The sequence below is a fragment of the Pseudomonas sp. PA-1-6B genome, assembly GCF_021609545.1.
GTDB lineage: Bacteria > Pseudomonadota > Gammaproteobacteria > Pseudomonadales > Pseudomonadaceae > Aquipseudomonas > Aquipseudomonas fluorescens_BV.
This window is the reverse complement of sequence record NZ_WJZM01000093.1, coordinates 1-14,058: the sequence shown is the minus strand read 5'-3', so window position 1 is coordinate 14,058 and position 14,058 is coordinate 1. Positions and strand designations below refer to the sequence as shown.

Annotated in this window: 11 protein-coding genes and 4 tRNA genes; 8 read left to right on the top strand and 7 right to left on the bottom strand. The window is 59.4% G+C overall.

What is annotated here, in order from left to right; genetic code table 11:
- Window positions 1-188: 188 nt before the first annotated feature.
- The 3 genes from sugE to rdgC form a co-directional block, all read right to left on the bottom strand.
- On the bottom strand, window positions 189-503 hold the full coding sequence (sugE, locus tag GIV35_RS26385; protein ID WP_054897869.1) for a quaternary ammonium compound efflux SMR transporter SugE: 315 nt from the start codon (window positions 501-503) through the stop codon (window positions 189-191).
- Between the two features lie 112 nt (window positions 504-615).
- Window positions 616-1,575: a bile acid:sodium symporter family protein gene (locus GIV35_RS26380; RefSeq protein ID WP_003190129.1), complete on the bottom strand. Its 960-nt coding sequence runs from the start codon at window positions 1,573-1,575 to the stop codon at window positions 616-618.
- A 166-nt stretch (window positions 1,576-1,741) separates the two neighbouring features.
- Window positions 1,742-2,662 carry a recombination-associated protein RdgC gene (rdgC, locus tag GIV35_RS26375; RefSeq protein WP_020301078.1) on the bottom strand — a complete coding sequence of 307 codons (921 nt, stop codon included), beginning with the start codon at window positions 2,660-2,662 and terminating at the stop codon, window positions 1,742-1,744.
- Between the two features lie 159 nt (window positions 2,663-2,821).
- Between rdgC and GIV35_RS26370 the strand changes: the two genes are divergently transcribed.
- The 4 genes from GIV35_RS26370 to GIV35_RS26355 all read left to right on the top strand — a co-directional run bounded on the left by GIV35_RS26370 (window position 2,822) and on the right by GIV35_RS26355 (window position 3,342).
- Window positions 2,822-2,897 (top strand) — tRNA-Val (locus tag GIV35_RS26370).
- Between the two features lie 19 nt (window positions 2,898-2,916).
- A tRNA-Asp gene (locus GIV35_RS26365) sits at window positions 2,917-2,993 on the top strand.
- 177 nt (window positions 2,994-3,170) lie between these two features.
- Window positions 3,171-3,246, top strand: a tRNA-Val gene (locus GIV35_RS26360).
- 19 nt (window positions 3,247-3,265) lie between these two features.
- Window positions 3,266-3,342 (top strand) — tRNA-Asp (locus GIV35_RS26355).
- 89 nt (window positions 3,343-3,431) lie between these two features.
- Here GIV35_RS26355 and GIV35_RS26350 read toward each other — a convergent pair.
- Together GIV35_RS26350 and GIV35_RS26345 are read right to left on the bottom strand one after the other, a co-directional pair.
- Window positions 3,432-4,565, bottom strand: a complete 1,134-nt coding sequence (locus GIV35_RS26350; protein ID WP_419789572.1) for a catalase family protein — start codon at window positions 4,563-4,565, stop codon at window positions 3,432-3,434.
- Between the two features lie 29 nt (window positions 4,566-4,594).
- Complete coding sequence (locus GIV35_RS26345) at window positions 4,595-6,403, bottom strand: di-heme-cytochrome C peroxidase (RefSeq protein ID WP_223024401.1); 1,809 nt, start codon at window positions 6,401-6,403, stop codon at window positions 4,595-4,597.
- Window positions 6,404-6,650: 247 nt separating this feature from the next.
- Between GIV35_RS26345 and GIV35_RS26340 the strand changes: the two genes are divergently transcribed.
- From GIV35_RS26340 to GIV35_RS26325, 4 genes are all read left to right on the top strand, one after another.
- The gene (locus GIV35_RS26340) at window positions 6,651-7,391 is read left to right on the top strand and encodes an FKBP-type peptidyl-prolyl cis-trans isomerase (protein ID WP_005786709.1); all 741 of its coding nucleotides are present in this window, start codon (window positions 6,651-6,653) and stop codon (window positions 7,389-7,391) included.
- 1,015 nt (window positions 7,392-8,406) lie between these two features.
- Window positions 8,407-8,862, top strand: coding sequence for a YkvA family protein (locus GIV35_RS26335; protein WP_056788425.1), 456 nt, complete (start codon window positions 8,407-8,409; stop codon window positions 8,860-8,862).
- A gap of 97 nt (window positions 8,863-8,959) precedes the next feature.
- Window positions 8,960-9,286, top strand: a complete 327-nt coding sequence (locus GIV35_RS26330; protein ID WP_200649180.1) for a helix-turn-helix domain-containing protein — start codon at window positions 8,960-8,962, stop codon at window positions 9,284-9,286.
- Complete coding sequence (locus GIV35_RS26325; protein ID WP_005786715.1) at window positions 9,283-9,654, top strand: hypothetical protein; 372 nt, start codon at window positions 9,283-9,285, stop codon at window positions 9,652-9,654. The genes GIV35_RS26330 and GIV35_RS26325 overlap by 4 nt, the downstream gene beginning before the upstream one ends.
- Here the strand turns inward: GIV35_RS26325 and GIV35_RS26320 are convergent.
- Together GIV35_RS26320 and GIV35_RS26315 are read right to left on the bottom strand one after the other, a co-directional pair.
- Window positions 9,651-11,420 carry a bifunctional diguanylate cyclase/phosphodiesterase gene (locus tag GIV35_RS26320; protein ID WP_236265387.1) on the bottom strand — a complete coding sequence of 590 codons (1,770 nt, stop codon included), beginning with the start codon at window positions 11,418-11,420 and terminating at the stop codon, window positions 9,651-9,653. The genes GIV35_RS26325 and GIV35_RS26320 overlap by 4 nt on opposite strands.
- A gap of 116 nt (window positions 11,421-11,536) precedes the next feature.
- Complete coding sequence (locus GIV35_RS26315) at window positions 11,537-13,618, bottom strand: carboxy terminal-processing peptidase (protein ID WP_223816873.1); 2,082 nt, start codon at window positions 13,616-13,618, stop codon at window positions 11,537-11,539.
- Window positions 13,619-14,058 lie beyond the last annotated feature (440 nt).

Below are 14,058 nucleotides of genomic sequence, written 5' to 3'. Positions count from 1 at the left end.
GCGGGGCATCAGTTATATCTGTGTCGGCTGCCAGGCCGTCACGGGAGCAAGCTCCCTCGCCACAGATTTAGCGTCGTGCCGAAGTTGTGTAGATACCTATGCTCATCGCAGGCAAGCCAGCTCCCACCTATTGAATTGTGAATACAGTCAAATGTGGGAGCTGGCTTGCCTGCGATAGCGATAGTGGCTTAAGTCGAGATCTTGAGCCCAATCAGCCCGCAAATAATCAATGCCACACTGGCCAACCGAAACAGCGCCATGGATTCCCCAAACAGGATAATCCCGGCAATCACGGTGCCCACGGCCCCCACGCCGGTCCAGATGGCATAGGCGGTGCCCAGCGGCAGTTCCTTCATGGCCAGCCCCAACAACCCAAGGCTGACAGCCATGGCGGCAATCGTCAGGACGGTGGGCAGCGGCTTGCTGAACCCGTCGGTGTACTTCAGGCCGACGGCCCAGCCCACTTCAAACAACCCGGCAAAAAACAGAATGATCCAGGACATGATGACCTCGCTTCTATCAAAGTGGGGTCGTCCCCGGGTGAGCGCTTGATAGCGTCGCGAGGTCGTCCCCGCGAAGTTCGGTAGAGTGCCGAAATTGGACCAGGCGATCAAGTTACGGCGTGGTTTCCAGGGCGCGGCGGTCTTCCTTTTCGCTCATGCGGCGGAAATAGGTCGACAGCAATGCGCCGGAAATATTGTGCCAGACGCTGAACAACGCACTGGGCACCGCCGCCAGTGGCGAAAAGTGCGCACTGGCCAAGGCGGCACCCAGCCCGGAGTTCTGCATGCCCACTTCCAGGGCCAGCGACTTGCGTTGCGCCAAGGGCAACTTGAACAGGCGCCCGGTGAAGTAGCCCAGCAGGTAACCGAAGCTGTTGTGCAGCATCACTACGGCCATGATCAGCAGGCCCGACTCGGCAATCTTGCCTTGGCTTGCGGCAACCACGGCCGCGACGATGATCACAATGCTGACCACCGACACCAGTGGCAGCACGTCCACCGCATGCCTTACCCGATCACCGAGCAAGCGCTGCGCGACCACGCCCAGTACGATGGGCAGCAGCACCACTTGCAGGATCGACCAGAACAGCTCCATGAACGATACCGGCAGCCAGGCCGAGGCCAGCAGCCAGATCAATGCCGGTGTGAGCAGCGGAGCGAGGAGGGTGGTGACCGCGGCAATCGCCACCGATAACGCCAGGTCACCCCGGGCCAGCCAGGTCATGACGTTGGACGACGTGCCACTTGGGCAACAGCCGACCAGGATCACGCCAACGGCAATTTCCGCCGGCAAATGGAATGCCTGGCACAGCAACCATGCCACGCCCGGCATGATCACGAAATGCGCGACCACGCCCAAGGCCACGCGCCACGGGTGGCGAGCGACTTCGGCGAAGTCTTCCAGTTTCAAGGTCAACCCCATGCCGAACATCACCAGGCCCAGCAGTGGGACGATGGCGCTTTTCAGGCCGATGAACCAGCTGGGTTGGAGAAAGGCGACGACAGCGAAGATCAGCACCCAGTAGGCAAAGGTGTTGCCGACAAAGCGGCTCAAGGCGGCGAGTGCGCGCATGGGGATGTCCTTTTTTATTCGATTTCCGAGTTGTCGATGCAATCAAATGTGGGAGCTGACTTGCCTGCGATAGCGGAGTGTCAGTCGGTACTACTCTGGCTGACACTCCGTTATCGCAGGCAAGCCAGCTCCCACACTGACCGTGCCCGCATTGGATCGGTGTTGCTTAGATGCCCTGTGGTGTCTCTTCGCCGCCCAGTGCCTCGACCAACGCCGGCAGGAAATCGCCGAAGGTCAGCATCATCAAGGTAAAGCTGGCATCCAGTTGGCCCAGGGCTTCGTCACCGCCGTCCTGTTCCGCCTGGTCTTGCAGCAGGTCTTCGAACTTCAGGCGCTTGACGGTCATTTTGTCGTCGAGCATGAAGGACAACTTGTCCTGCCACGCCAGGGACAGTTGGGTCACGACCTTGCCGGTGGTCAGGTGCAGTTGGATCTCTTCGCTGGTCAGGTCCTGGCGCTTGCAACGCACGATGCCGCCGTCTTCGTGGGTGTCGCGCAGTTCGCATTCGTCGAGGACGAAGAAGTCATCGGCCGGTTTCTGGGTGGTGACCCAGTCGGTCATGATTGCAGTCGGGGCGGTTTTTACCGTCAGCGGGCGGACCGGCAGGGTGCCGATCACTTCGCGCAGGGTCGACAGCAGGTCTTCGGCGCGCTTGGGGCTGGCCGAGTTGACCAGGATCAGACCCTGTTTCGGCGCGATCGCAGCGAAGGTCGACGAGCGACGGATAAAGGCGCGCGGCAGGAAGGCCTGGATGATTTCATCCTTGATCTGGTCGCGCTCCTTCTTATAGACCTTGCGCATCTGCTCGGCTTCGATTTCTTCGACTTTCTCTTTAAGTGCGTCACGCACCACGCTACCTGGCAGGATGCGTTCTTCCTTGCGCGCAGCAATCAGCAAAAAATCTCCGCTGACGTGAACCAGGGGAGCGTCTTCACCTTTACCAAAAGGCGCGACGAAACCGTAAGTGGTCAACTCCTGGCTTGCACAAGGGCGCGCCAGCTTGGTGGCCATGGCCGCTTCCAACGCCTCGGCATCAACAGGCAGATCTTGGGTCAGGCGATAGATAAGCAGGTTCTTGAACCACATGGGGTGAGTCTCTCCTCTATACAAAGGGGGGCATTATTCTCTTGATCACGCCGCAGGCCAACCCTGCCTAAGCCATTGGAAGGGCTGAAAAAAAAGATTTAAGAAAGTGCTTGCCAGACTTGGGGTCGCTCCGTAGAATGCGCGCCACACCGAAGCGAAGGGTGATTAGCTCAGCTGGGAGAGCATCTGCCTTACAAGCAGAGGGTCGGCGGTTCGATCCCGTCATCACCCACCATTCGCTTCAAGTGTTACGCGCAGCGGTAGTTCAGTCGGTTAGAATACCGGCCTGTCACGCCGGGGGTCGCGGGTTCGAGTCCCGTCCGCTGCGCCATATTCGGTCACCTGGAACGCTGAACGCCAGGTAACCAAAGAAAGCCCGCTCATTGAGCGGGTTTTTTTCTGTCCGAAATATGGCAAAAAATCGTGCGCTAAACTTTTTTTAAATAAATTGCATTTAAATCAAGACATTACGATTTTTTGGTGTATGATGCGCCCACACCGAAACGAAGGGTGATTAGCTCAGCTGGGAGAGCATCTGCCTTACAAGCAGAGGGTCGGCGGTTCGATCCCGTCATCACCCACCATTCGCTTCAAGTGTTACGCGCAGCGGTAGTTCAGTCGGTTAGAATACCGGCCTGTCACGCCGGGGGTCGCGGGTTCGAGTCCCGTCCGCTGCGCCATATTCGGTAACCTGGAACACTGAACGCCAGGTCGCCACAAGAAACCCGCTCATTGAGCGGGTTTTTTTTCGCCTGCGATTTAATGCTCCTTACGGTGCGTTGCGGCTGTGACGGTAATCGCTGACGGCCTCGTATACCGCTTTACGCAGCCGGTTGATGCCGCCGATGGGGCGGTGCGCTTCCAGCCCGAACCAGGGGTTGAACGACTGGTTATCACAGGCCAGGTTCTGCGCAGGCGTGTCGAAGTCCTGGGCGGGAATCCTGACCTTGGCCACGGTTTCATACGGCGCGTCGCTTTCCTTCCATTCGATGCTGGTGTCTTCGATGGGCATGAACGCCTGCGGGTTTTGCCGCTGGATCTGCAGCACAAAACACGCGTCTACACGGTCGGTGGACAGTTGCTGGTTGAGCGCGCTGCGCAGGAAGTTCGGCAGGGCCTGGTTCTGTTTGGGCAGCACATAACCCGGGCAGCTTTGTGGGTCGGGCGCGACGCGGAACTTGGCGTTGGCCGCGCCAAACTTGTAGGGCGACACTGAAAAGTAAGTCGTCTGCGTCGGGCTGGCCGGTGCGGGCGCCAGGGTTGCCAGGGCGATAAACAGGTGACGCACTTGCCAACTGCGCGGGTCGAGCTTGGGAAAGAAAGCCAGGACCTTCTTGCCATCCGCTTGCGCGCCGATGTTTTGCGCGTATTCCGCGACATCGCTGACAAAGAAGTTCGGGTGGCTGAACATCACGAAATCCTGTTCGGTGCGCGCTTGCTGGTCGGCCATCAGTTGCTTGCCCGGCACATCCAACAGCTTGATGGCCATGCCGCGGGCATCGCGGATGCTGTCGAATTGCGGATAAGCGTTGCCGTTGGACAGGCGCATCGTCGCCTGCCAGGTCTTGCCCGGCTCGGCAAACACACCCTGGCGCAAGGCCGGGTCGAGATCTGTCAGAACGCTGACCTCGGCTTTCACGCACCCATGGGCCTTGGCATGGGCATCACGCAGGTAGCGAGTGCCTTCGCGATGCTGATCAACGATGCGCACGGCGGTCTGGATGATGCCTTGGGTCATCGCCGCTTCACCCGGCGGGATCTGTTCCTTCACCGACACCGGGCCCCTGTGCTGCCAGGCGAACCAGGCCGTGGCCAACACCCACGCCAGCAGGCCCAGGGCCAGCAGCCACAGCAGGGTTTTGCCAACAAAGGCGCCAAAGCGCAGCCAGAGACGAGCAAGCATGGAACGGTCCTTGTTTTGCGATCGGATAATCATGGCAATTGTTGCTCCAGCGGGCCGCCCAGCACTTTGAGGTATTCGAGCAGCGCCCAGCGTTCCTGCGGCAGCAAGCCGCGGCCGATCACGCCATTGCCACGCTTGCCGGCACGGAATTCGTGGCCGCTGTTGTGGTTGCCGGTGATTCTGGTATCGAACAGGAAGGCATTCTTGAAGGCGATGGTCTCAAACCCAAGGTGACGCGGGTCGTAGTTGAAGGTGCCTTTATAGAAGGTGGTGCTGCGTTCGTCCTGGGGCGAGAGCAGTTGGTAGATCGTCGGCACCGAACCGTTGTGCAGGAACGGTGGGGTGGCCCATACGCCTGCCAGTGGCCGCGCCTTGTAGGCACGCAACTCGCGCACGCCGATGGGCAGGCCGAACCCGTCCAGGGCCGGGCGCTCGGCCGGGGTCACGCCGGCCGCACGGTAGGCATGCTCTTCGACGAAGGCGGTGACATAGGCTAAACCCTGGGCCACGGACATTTTTTTCAGGTCCAGCGGCGCGGTGGGGGTGGGGTGCAGTTCGACATTGAGCCGGGCCAGTTCGGCCGGGTCCCATTGCAACGCGCTGAGGTCATAGCGTTGGTCGGCAATGTTGTTGGCCGTGCCGGGGTCGGTGCCGATGTAGTCCACCGGCAGCATTTTCAACTGCTGCACCGGACGGCCGTTTTCCTGGGTGACGGTGGGTAGGTGGCAGCCGGCGCAGTTCTCGGCAAAGAGTGCGCGACCTTGGGCGGCGAGGGGCTTGTCGATGGCACCGAACAAGTCTTGCGGCCAGGTCGGCGGTTTGAGCCGTTGCAGGGTTTCTTCGATCAGGTGCAGGTCGCGCACCCGTACGCTGGACGGGTAGCGGGCATCGCCTTTGAGCGGTTGCCCGGCGGCGTCGAAGAACGTCAGGGTCGCGCCTACGCCAAGGGCTTCGCCGATGTTGCGCGCCATGGGCTGTTGGGCCGAGCCATTCCACTGCACCCAGTCGAAGGTCCAGATATCCCACAACTGCGGGTAGTCCACCGGCGCATTGGCGACGCGATAATTGTCTGGGGAAATAGCGTCGCCAAAACTGGCGTTGGCGATGCGCCCAAAGGCGTCAGTACGGCCCGGGCCTTCTTCGGTGGGGTAAAGGCCACGGTGGGTGTCATTCCAGGCAACCTTGAGGAACTGGTTCAGCGATTGCTTGAAGTCCTTGCGCAGTTGATCACGCTGGGCGTCGTACTGATCCCCCAGGACCTTGCGGGCGAAGCGCTCGAACTTCCACGGGTTGTAATAGGTAGCGGCCAGGCTGGCGACCAGGGCCTGGCCGAAACTGCCGCCACGCAACGTGGGAACGCTGGAGGGCAGTACGTGTTGCGCCGAGCCACCGTCGATACGCAGGGCCTGGCCCTTGAAGTGCAATTCGCCGGTGTGGCAGGCCGCACAGGTGATATCCAGGTACTGAGCCTTGCTGTCGGCGTTCTGGTGCCGGGCGAACCCTACCGGCAGGTTGCCAGGGTTTTGCGCGGTGGGCACCTGTTTGGGATCGACCAGGAAGCCAAAGCGCGCCAGGTACTGCGGCGCGGCAAAGCGTTGCTCGGAGAACGGCAGCTCCAGGGCGGTGAACCAGTCGTAGTGCAGGCCTTTTACTTGAGTGCCCTGGGGCGTGAAGTAGTAGGTCTGGCGGTCGGCGGCACTCCATTGCTCCTGATAGTGCACCTGTTTCACGGGCACGTAATCCGGCAGCTTGGGGTTGAGGGTGTAATAGAGCACCACGGCCAGGATCAGGCCCAGTGCGATCAGTATCAGGAGTAAAACTCGGGAAAAAATGCGCAAGATAACTATCCTTGTCGAATTGTCGCGTTGTTATGCCACTGCGCCACAGGTGCGGCAAGTGACGATTAGCCTGCTATCAGCCGGTTCCGCGATCCGTCGCGGGCCCCCATGATAAATGGAAATGCTTTTAAACACGTGAACTTATCAGAAGTTTCCTGCTCACATGCCGGTAGCCATTGGTCGTGGCCGCCTGATAAGCTCGCGACTTTATTCAAATGCCCTTATGGCGCATGAACAAGGAAATAGCATGAAACAGCATCGGTTGGCGGCGGCGGTGGCCCTGGTTAGCCTGGTACTTGCGGGTTGTGATTCGCAAACCAGCGTAGAGCTGAAAACCCCGGCGCAGAAAGCTTCCTACGGCATCGGCCTGAACATGGGCAAGAGCCTTGCCCAAGAAGGCATGGACGACCTGGACTCCAAAGCTGTTGCCCAAGGCATCGAAGATGCCGTCGGCAAGAAAGAGCAGAAGCTCAAGGACGATGAGCTGGTTGAAGCGTTTGCCGCACTGCAAAAGCGTGCTGAAGAACGCATGACCAAAATGAGCGAAGAGTCGGCAGCCGCTGGCAAGAAATTCCTCGAAGACAACGCCAAGAAAGACGGCGTCGTCACCACCGCTTCCGGTCTGCAGTACAAGATCGTGAAGAAGGCCGACGGCGCACAGCCTAAGCCAACCGACGTGGTGACTGTTCACTACACCGGCAAGCTCACCAACGGCACTACCTTTGACAGCTCCGTAGATCGTGGTAGCCCGATCGACCTGCCGGTCAGCGGCGTGATCCCGGGTTGGGTCGAAGGCTTGCAACTGATGCATGTTGGCGAGAAGGTCGAGTTGTACATCCCGTCCGACCTGGCCTACGGCGCCCAGAGCCCGAGCCCGGCGATTCCAGCCAACTCCGTGCTGGTATTTGACCTGGAACTGCTGGGCATCAAGGACCCAGCCAAGGCAGAAGCGGCTGACGCACCTGCTGCACCAGCCGCCAAGAAGTAATCGGCGCCTGAACACACAACGCCCCGTCTCGACGGGGCGTTGTTGTTTTCGGGGTTGTATCAAACGATGCAAAAAATTTCTGTGGGAGCTGGCTTGTCGGGTCGCCGCATCGCTGTGATGACCGCCAGACGCTCAGCACTCCAAATGTGGGAGCTGGCTTGCCTGCGATGACGGCCTGCCAGCCTACACCTACTAACTGACACACCACGATCAACCTGTGGGAGCGGGCTTGCTCGCGAAGGCGGCCTGGCAATCAACACAGTTGGATTGTGTACATATCCATTGCTGCGGTAACGGCCACATAGGGTTCCGCCCTGACGGCGGCTCACTTTGCAAGAGCGGCAAAGTAAGCAAAACGCTCTTGCCCCACCACTCGGCACCTCGCCTAGGCTCGGTGTGCCCGTAATCCGCCAGTGATTTGGGGGGCCGCCGCCACGCGCCATCCATGGCGCGGGGCGGCTAAACCGGCATCCCTGCCGGTTTACCCCCCAAATCCCTGTCGAATTCCGGCCAGCGTGGTTTAACGGGGCGCCTAAGATCAAAAGCAGATCAAGATCAAGAGCGGCTCGCTTCGCATCGTGGTTAGCGTTGGCTGCTACAGCCTGTAAAGTTGTGTTGATGCGTAAGGCAATCGCAGGCAAGCCAGCTCCCACATTTGGAGCCCAGGGTGTCTGAGAGATAGGCATCGGCTGGCAGGCTGCCACGTCGTACCGGGTCGTGTAGATGTCTATGGCTATCGCTATCGCACGCCAGCCAGCCCCTACGTTGAAGCCTCTGCAAATCCAAACGAACGTCCGCAACCGGATACAGTCTGATATAAGACTCGAGCACGGGTAGCCGTACATACACGCCAAGTCAATGAATTCTTGGGTTTTTTTTATGTGCGCAAAAAACGCCCGATCTGACTGTAGGCCTTGTAGTCCGTGGCTTTCAGCCGATAAAACAGGCTCTGTTCACAAGGTTATCCACAATTTGTGTGGATAACCTTTTATGTCGCCTGGAACTGGAGTGCCCTATGAAACCACCGTTCAATTTCACCCGTTTCCTGCCCATGGCCGCACGTCTGCTCGGCCGGGGGCGTTTGCCGACCTTGCTGTTTGCCGTCGCGGCCAAAGGCTCAAGCCAGGGGAATCGGCTGGGCCAGCTAAAGGACGATCTGAAATTGCTTCAGGCCCTGTGCCTGGCTTACTGGCGCGGCGAATACCGAGCGATCAGCCCCAAGGCGCTGATCTCGGTGGTGGCGGGGCTGATGTACTTTCTCAGCCCGATTGATGCGATTCCGGACTTTCTCCCCATGTTCGGCATGCTCGACGACATCGCCGTGCTGGCATGGGTCATGAAGACCCTGAGCGGCGAACTGAGCGCCTTTCGTGCGTGGCGCGATGCGCAACGCCCGGAAAAACTCGCAGTGGTTGAGCGCCTGCCAGCGACGCCTGAGCTACTGGCTCGGGAAAACCCGCAAAAAAACTAATGATGCCGGGTATCCCCCGGCGACCTTCGTGGCTGTTAGGATTACACTTCTAAGGAAAGAGCTTACTTAGTAAGTGTTTTTATCCTACGGGGCAGTCATGGATATTCAGATCATTTCACGCGATGGCGCACCCGAATACGCGGTGTTGCCATGGGACCAGTACCAGGCGCTGCTAAAAGCTGCCGGTCAGCAGCAACCTACCCCTGCCGCCTCTACCGCCATTGATCAGGACCTGCGCCCGCTCGCAGCCCTGCGCGGCCTGCGTGAGGCCAAGGGGCTGGCTATCGAGACCCTGGCACGCACAGTGGGGATCAGCCCCTCATACCTTGGATTGATTGAAAGTGGTGAACGCCAGCCGGATGCCGCCATTCGCCGCAGCCTGGCCTGGGAATTGGGCGTAGCAGGTTGGAGGGATGAGTCTTGAGCCTACGTATTAGCCGTCAACACTGGGATGGGTTGCTCAACGAACTGGATCAGGCGCGGCGCCAGCGCCATTTGCTCACGTACCGTGCACTGCTTGAGCGCCTGCAATTCCCCACGCCGGCCATGCAGACCCTGGCGGCGGCCCTGGAGCACCTGGCGGCGCTGGATGCCAAGGCCGAGCAGCCGCTGCGCAGTTCCCTGGTGATCAGCCAGGGTGCCAGCCGCCTGCCGCGCACCGGTTTTTTCGAATGTGTGGAGCGCCTGGGGCGGTTCAGCGGGCCTTCTGATGGCGTGGCCGCCGCGTCCTGGCATGCTTCCGAAGTGGTGCGGGTGTTCGAGTACGAGTATCCGGAGTCCGCCGAGGCCTAAAGCGCCTGGGAGCAGGTGTCCATGCTGTCGATCACGTGGATGCTGTAGCCTGCAACATCCTTGGCATGGTGCTTGGCTTGTGACGCCAGCTCTGCCAACTGGCTGGCATCGAGTTGTGCACAGGCCTGTGGATACAAATGCACCACGCCGATGGACAGCGACAGCAACGCATACTCCTGGCGCACGCCCTGGCGATTAAGGGCCACGAAGCACCCAGACTCCAGGTGTTCAGCGCGGTAGAAGCGTCGGCATTGGGTATGGAAGTCATCCAGCAACTGGTTGAGCCGCTTGCGCCAATCCTGCGGGCCCAGCACCAGCAAAAAATCATCCCCACCAATATGCCCGACAAAGTCGCGGCTGGGGTCTACCCGGTCGTTGAGGCACTGCGCCAGGCACAGCAGCACTTCATCCCCGCGCCCGTAGCCGTAGATATCGTTGAACGGTTTGAAACTGTCGATATCCACATAGCAGATCACCGACTCGCGCTGTTGCTGCAGTAGCCGGGTGAGGCACTGCTGGATCGGCACATTGCCAGGCAACAAGGTCAACGGGTTGGCGTAGCGGGCCTGCTGGATTTTCAGCTCCGTGATCAACTTGAGCACGTCGATGACCCGACCCAGCCCCAGGTAATCACCGTTCAGGGTAATGATGAAATCCTCTTCGATGCGTTGTCGTGCGCGGCTGGTGAGTAAACGGCTGACCTGTTGCAAGGACTGGCTCAGCTCCACCGCCAAAAAATCATCGCTCATTAAGCGACTGATGGGTTTGCGCGCAAACAAATCGGTCGCGAATGGCTTGAGCAACGCGTCCGACAACGAGTGCCGGTGCACAATGCCGACCGGGCAACGACGGCCGTCCAACACCGCCAGCGAGTTGAGGTTGGCCTGGCGGCGGAATGATTCCAGCACTTGGGCGGTGGCGGTGTCTTGATCCACGGCGGGCTGCTCATTGAGCAGGGCGCTCAGGTCACTGCCTTCGTCATTGAGGGCCAGCGTGGCGTTATCCGGCTTGGGCAACATCAGGCGCGCTTCCTGCGGTGGCTTTTCTTGAGGGCGGCAGAGTAGGTAGCCCTGGACCAGGTCGACGCCCATCTCCGTCAACACTGCCAGTTCTTCCGGCAGCTCGATGCCCTCGGCAATCACTTGGGCGCGGGACGCCCTGGCGATCTGTAGGATCGAGCCGACAAACTCACGCTTGAGGGCGTCCTGGTGAATGCCGTCGATAAAGTGCCGGTCGATCTTCACGTAGTCCGGGCGCAGTTCGGACCACAACCGCAAGCTGGAATAACCGGCGCCCAAGTCATCCAGTGCGATGGCAAAACCCATGTCGCGGTAGTGGTGCAAGGCAGTTTGCAGCAGCGCGAAATCGTCGGTGGGTGCCTGCTCGGTTAGCTCGATCACCACTTGGCTGGGAGAAATGCCGAAGTCGCGCAACAGTTGCAGCGTGCGCCCTGGCTGATGTGCGTTCTCCATCAAGGATCCCGGCGAGATATTGAGGAACAGTTTGCCGGGCAGTTTCTGCTCGCTGAAGCGCCGGCATGCACTCTCTCGACACGCCATGTCCAATTCGCTCAGGCGCCCGGCGTGGCTGGCCACCGAGAACAGTGCGACGGGGGAGTGCAGCGGGCTGTTGGACGGGCCACGACTGAGGGCTTCATAACCGAGGATGCGCCGCTCCGACAGGCAGATGATCGGTTGGAACAGGCTGTGCAAACTGCCTTGAGCCAGGATTGAGCCCAATGCATTCAGCTGTTCGGTCATGGTCATGGCGGTCTCGATCAAAAAAAGGACCGCAGGCGTAAACCTGCGGTCCTTTTATTTCACGACAGAATGATGTCTATATGATGACACTCCGAGGAGCGATCACATTAAATCGCCATCATTTACTGCTTGGCCACCTGCTTGGTGATTTTCAGATAATCCAGCAGGATCCGGCCAGTCTCGGCCAAGTAAGCGTCGTCTTCCGGCTTGGTTTTATCCGCCTCGGTCGGCAGCGCGTCTTCATCTTCTTTCTTCAGCTCTTTGAGCGGGTCTTCACCCTTGGCCTTGCGGCGGGTGTTTTCCAGCACCAGTTGCTGATTCTCGATGCTGGAGTGCTGTGCACGGCGATCCGCTTCGTTGAGGCTGACGGTCTTCTCTTCCATCAGCTTCTTGGCCAGGGCCAGCTTGTCGCGAATAAACACGAACTCGGCGTCCTTGGCAGAGCGGGTGTCATGGTCAGCCTTCAACTGAGCCAGGAAGGGCTTGAACGGATCCGACGCCGGCTTGATCGCAGGGCGGATGGTGTCCCACGGCATGGCTTCAGGCAGGGCACTTTCGCCGATTTCCTTGGTGTCGATGATCGACGGGAAATCGATATCCGGCAGTACGCCCTGATGCTGGGTGCTCTGCCCGGATACCCGGTAGAACTTGGCCAGTGTCAGCTTAAGCTCGCCATGGTTCAGCGGTTGGATGGTCTGCACGGTGCCTTTGCCGAAGGTCTGGCCGCCGATGATCAATGCACGGTGGTAGTCCTGCATGGCGCCGGCGAAAATCTCCGAGGCCGAGGCCGAGAGGCGGTTGACCAGCAGCGCCATCGGGCCTTTGTAGAAGGCCCCCGGGTTCTCGTCTTCGAGCACGTCGACACGGCCGTCAGCGTTGCGTACCAACACGGTCGGGCCCTTGTCGATAAACAGGCTGGTCAGCTCGGTAGCTTCCTGCAGGGAGCCGCCGCCGTTGTTGCGCAGGTCGATGACCACGCCGTCGACTTTCTCTTTCTGCAGTTCTGTCAGGATTTTCTTCACGTCGCGGGTGGTGGACTTGTAGTCCGGATCACCGGCGCGGAACGCCTTGAAGTCCAGGTAGAAGGCCGGGATTTCAATCACGCCCAGCTTGTAGTCCTTGCCATCCTGCTTGAGGTTGAGGACTTTCTTCTGCACGGCCTGGTCTTCGAGCTTCACCGCTTCACGGGTGATGGACACGATCTTGCTGGTCTGGTCGTTCGGTGCATTGGTGTGCGGAATCACTTCCAGGCGCACCACGCTGCCTTTAGGCCCACGGATCAGCTTGACCACTTCGTCCAGGCGCCAGCCAACCACATCGACCATCTCTTTGTCGGCCTGGGCCACGCCGATGATCTTGTCGGCGGGTGCTACTTGCTTGGTTTTGTCAGCAGGGCCTGCCGGCACCAAACGTACGATCTTTACCTGGTCATTGTCGCTTTGCAGGACGGCACCGATGCCTTCCAGGGACAGACTCATATTGATATCAAAATTTTCCGCGTTATCTGGCGACAGATAATTGGTGTGCGGGTCGTAGGACATCGCAAAGGTGTTGATGTAGGCCTGGAAGATATCCTCGGCACGGGTCTGGTCCAGGCGCGCCAGCTGGTTTTTGTAGCGCTTGGTCAGCAGTTCTTGAATGGCCTTGGGCTCTTTGCCGGCGATCTTCAAGCGCAGCACTTCGTCCTTGACGCGTTTGCGCCACAGGTCGTCCAGGGCTGCGGTGCTGGTCAGCCAAGGGGCGTCCTTGCGGTCTACCAGAAGGGTTTCTTTCTGGGTGAAATCGAGCTTGTCGACGCCCTTGTTCAGCTCACCCAACGCGAAGTCCAGACGCGCTTTGACGCGGTCCAGGTAACGCTTGTAGATGGTGAAGCCGGGTTGCAGGTCGCCGCTCTTGAGGAAGTCGTCGAATTGGGTCTTCCACTTGTCGAACTCAGCGATATCGCTGGCCAGGAAGTAGCTGCGCGAGGGGTCCAGCAGCTTGAGGTAGCTGTCGTAGATGATCACCGAGCGAGCGTCGTCCAGCGGCGGCTTGCTGTAGTGATGGCGCTTGAGCAACTCGACGACGTTAAGGCTGGCAATCACCTCATCGCGATCAGGCTGAAGGTTGTCCCAGCTATTGGCTGCGAACGTATTGGTCGACATCGACGCGAAGCCGAGACCAATGAAAAAAGCGAGGGCGGTGCTGGGGAACAGATGCTTCATGCTGATTCGACGCGGGGGCAATTGATAACGCATATTAGGCCGTCTTTGAGGGAGCCGGTTCCATATGGTCCGGTCGCATAATGCAAAAAGCCCGGCGCTACAGCACCGGGCTCAGTCCAGACTCACTATGGAGGCACTGTGAAAGCATTGCAAGGCGTTGACGGTGATGTGGGGGGCTAGAACAACCTCGTCCTACGTTCGGTGTAGTCCATATTGCCAATAGCCTGACCGAATCCTAGATTGAAATGCAGTCAGTGTGAGAGCTGGCTTGCCGGCGATAGCGGTGCAACAGTGAAGAATTCTTCATCTGGTGCACCGCTATCGCAGCATAGGTATCTACACAACTTCGGCACGACGCTAAATCTGTGGCGAGGGAGCTTGCTCCCGTGACGGCCTGGCAGCCGACACAGATATAACTGATGCCCCGCGATCCAATGTGG

Excerpts from the sequence above, each read along its gene's own strand:
- GIV35_RS26315 (WP_223816873.1), bottom strand. The coding sequence starts at position 13,618 with ATGAAGCATCTGTTCCCCAGCACCGCCCTCGCTTTTTTCATTGGTCTC.
- GIV35_RS26330 (WP_200649180.1), top strand. The coding sequence starts at position 8,960 with ATGGATATTCAGATCATTTCACGCGATGGCGCACCCGAATACGCGGTG.
- GIV35_RS26350 (WP_419789572.1), bottom strand. The coding sequence starts at position 4,565 with ATGCTTGCTCGTCTCTGGCTGCGCTTTGGCGCCTTTGTTGGCAAAACC.
- rdgC (WP_020301078.1), bottom strand. The coding sequence starts at position 2,662 with ATGTGGTTCAAGAACCTGCTTATCTATCGCCTGACCCAAGATCTGCCT.
- GIV35_RS26320 (WP_236265387.1), bottom strand. The coding sequence starts at position 11,420 with ATGACCATGACCGAACAGCTGAATGCATTGGGCTCAATCCTGGCTCAA.
- sugE (WP_054897869.1), bottom strand. The coding sequence starts at position 503 with ATGTCCTGGATCATTCTGTTTTTTGCCGGGTTGTTTGAAGTGGGCTGG.
- GIV35_RS26340 (WP_005786709.1), top strand. The coding sequence starts at position 6,651 with ATGAAACAGCATCGGTTGGCGGCGGCGGTGGCCCTGGTTAGCCTGGTA.
- GIV35_RS26380 (WP_003190129.1), bottom strand. The coding sequence starts at position 1,575 with ATGCGCGCACTCGCCGCCTTGAGCCGCTTTGTCGGCAACACCTTTGCC.
- GIV35_RS26335 (WP_056788425.1), top strand. The coding sequence starts at position 8,407 with ATGAAACCACCGTTCAATTTCACCCGTTTCCTGCCCATGGCCGCACGT.